Raw genomic sequence first — 3,175 nt, forward strand, 5'->3', positions numbered from 1 at the left:
CAAGCCCTCGGCCTATTAGTACCAGTCAGCTCCACCCGTTACCGGGCTTCCACATCTGGCCTATCAACCCAGTCGTCTACTGGGAGCCTTACCCCATCAAGTGGGTGGGAATACTCATCTCGAAGCAGGCTTCCCGCTTAGATGCTTTCAGCGGTTATCCCTCCCGAACGTAGCCAACCAGCCATGCCCTTGGCAGAACAACTGGCACACCAGAGGTTCGTCCGTCCCGGTCCTCTCGTACTAGGGACAGCCCTTCTCAATATTCCTGCGCGCGCAGCGGATAGGGACCGAACTGTCTCACGACGTTCTAAACCCAGCTCGCGTACCGCTTTAATGGGCGAACAGCCCAACCCTTGGGACCGACTCCAGCCCCAGGATGCGACGAGCCGACATCGAGGTGCCAAACCATCCCGTCGATATGGACTCTTGGGGAAGATCAGCCTGTTATCCCCGGGGTACCTTTTATCCGTTGAGCGACGGCGCTTCCACAAGCCACCGCCGGATCACTAGTCCCGACTTTCGTCCCTGCTCGACCCGTCGGTCTCACAGTCAAGCTCCCTTGTGCACTTACACTCAACACCTGATTGCCAACCAGGCTGAGGGAACCTTTGGGCGCCTCCGTTACCCTTTGGGAGGCAACCGCCCCAGTTAAACTACCCATCAGACACTGTCCCTGATCCGGATCACGGACCCAGGTTAGACATCCAGCACGACCAGAGTGGTATTTCAACGACGACTCCACCTGAACTGGCGTCCAAGCTTCACAGTCTCCCACCTATCCTACACAAGCCGAACCGAACACCAATATCAAACTGTAGTAAAGGTCCCGGGGTCTTTCCGTCCTGCTGCGCGAAACGAGCATCTTTACTCGTAGTGCAATTTCACCGGGCCTATGGTTGAGACAGTCGAGAAGTCGTTACGCCATTCGTGCAGGTCGGAACTTACCCGACAAGGAATTTCGCTACCTTAGGATGGTTATAGTTACCACCGCCGTTTACTGGCGCTTAAGTTCTCAGCTTCGCCCCACCGAAATGGAGCTAACCGGTCCCCTTAACGTTCCAGCACCGGGCAGGCGTCAGTCCGTATACATCGCCTTACGGCTTCGCACGGACCTGTGTTTTTAGTAAACAGTCGCTTCTCGCTGGTCTCTGCGGCCACCCCCAGCTCAGAGTGCAAAACTCATCACCAGACGTGGCCCCCCTTCTCCCGAAGTTACGGGGGCATTTTGCCGAGTTCCTTAACCATAGTTCACCCGAACGCCTCGGTATTCTCTACCTGACCACCTGAGTCGGTTTAGGGTACGGGCCGCCATGAAACTCGCTAGAGGCTTTTCTCGACAGCATAGGATCATCCACTTCACCACAATCGGCTCGGCATCAGGTCTCACCCTTACATGAGGGACGGATTTACCTACCCCTCGGGCTACACCCTTACCCCGGGACAACCACCGCCCGGGCTGGACTACCTTCCTGCGTCACCCCATCGCTTACCTACTACCACCTTGGACCGGCGGCTCCACCACTCCCCATCACTCCGAAGAGATCAAGGGCGGCTTCACGGCCTTAGCATTAATGGATTCGATACTGGGCGTTTCAAAGCGGGTACCGGAATATCAACCGGTTGTCCATCGACTACGCCTGTCGGCCTCGCCTTAGGTCCCGACTTACCCTGGGCAGATCAGCTTGACCCAGGAACCCTTAGTCAATCGGCGCACACGTTTCTCACGTGTGTATCGCTACTCATGCCTGCATTCTCACTCGTGAACCGTCCACAACTCGCTTCCGCGGCTGCTTCACCCGGCACACGACGCTCCCCTACCCATCACAGTCCCCGTTGGGGGTACATACTGCAATGACACGACTTCGGCGGTACGCTTGAGCCCCGCTACATTGTCGGCGCGGAATCACTTGACCAGTGAGCTATTACGCACTCTTTCAAGGGTGGCTGCTTCTAAGCCAACCTCCTGGTTGTCTCTGCGACTCCACATCCTTTCCCACTTAGCGTACGCTTAGGGGCCTTAGTCGATGCTCTGGGCTGTTTCCCTCTCGACCATGGAGCTTATCCCCCACAGTCTCACTGCCGTGCTCTCACTTACCGGCATTCGGAGTTTGGCTAAGGTCAGTAACCCGGTAGGGCCCATCGCCTATCCAGTGCTCTACCTCCGGCAAGAAACACACGACGCTGCACCTAAATGCATTTCGGGGAGAACCAGCTATCACGGAGTTTGATTGGCCTTTCACCCCTAACCACAGGTCATCCCCCAGGTTTTCAACCCTGGTGGGTTCGGTCCTCCACGAAGTCTTACCTCCGCTTCAACCTGCCCATGGCTAGATCACTCCGCTTCGGGTCTTGAGCGTGCTACTCAAACGCCCTATTCGGACTCGCTTTCGCTACGGCTTCCCCACACGGGTTAACCTCGCAACACACCGCAAACTCGCAGGCTCATTCTTCAAAAGGCACGCAGTCACGAGACACTCCAAAGAGTGTCCGACGCTCCCACGGCTTGTAGGCACACGGTTTCAGGTACTATTTCACTCCGCTCCCGCGGTACTTTTCACCATTCCCTCACGGTACTATCCGCTATCGGTCACCAGGGAATATTTAGGCTTAGCGGGTGGTCCCGCCAGATTCACACGGGATTTCTCGGGCCCCGTGCTACTTGGGTGTCTCTCAAACGAGCCGCTGATGTTTCAGCTACGGGGGTCTTACCCTCTACGCCGGACCTTTCGCATGTCCTTCGCCTACATCAACGGTTTCTGACTCGTCTCATCGCCGGCAGACAATGAAAGAGAGATCCCACAACCCCCACAACGCAACCCCTGCCGGGTCTCACACGTCATAGGTTTGGCCTCATCCGGTTTCGCTCGCCACTACTCCCGGAATCACGGTTGTTTTCTCTTCCTGAGGGTACTGAGATGTTTCACTTCCCCTCGTTCCCTCCACACTGCCTATGTGTTCAGCAGCGGGTGACAGCCCATGACGACTGCCGGGTTTCCCCATTCGGAAACCCCCGGATCAAAGCCTGGTTGACGGCTCCCCGGGGACTATCGTGGCCTCCCACGTCCTTCATCGGTTCCTGGTGCCAAGGCATCCACCGTGCGCCCTTAAAAACTTGGCCACAGATGCTCGCGTCCACTGTGCAGTTCTCAAGCAACGACCAGCCACCCACCACCCC

At 56.9% G+C, this 3,175-nt stretch carries 1 rRNA gene; it reads right to left on the minus strand.

What is annotated here, in order from left to right:
- Positions 1-3,118, minus strand: a 23S ribosomal RNA gene (locus tag ABT078_RS42380); the annotation flags it as partial.
- Positions 3,119-3,175: the final 57 nt, after the last annotated feature.

It is taken from the genome of Streptomyces sp. NPDC002133 (assembly GCF_040296405.1).
In the GTDB taxonomy this organism is placed as follows: domain Bacteria; phylum Actinomycetota; class Actinomycetes; order Streptomycetales; family Streptomycetaceae; genus Streptomyces.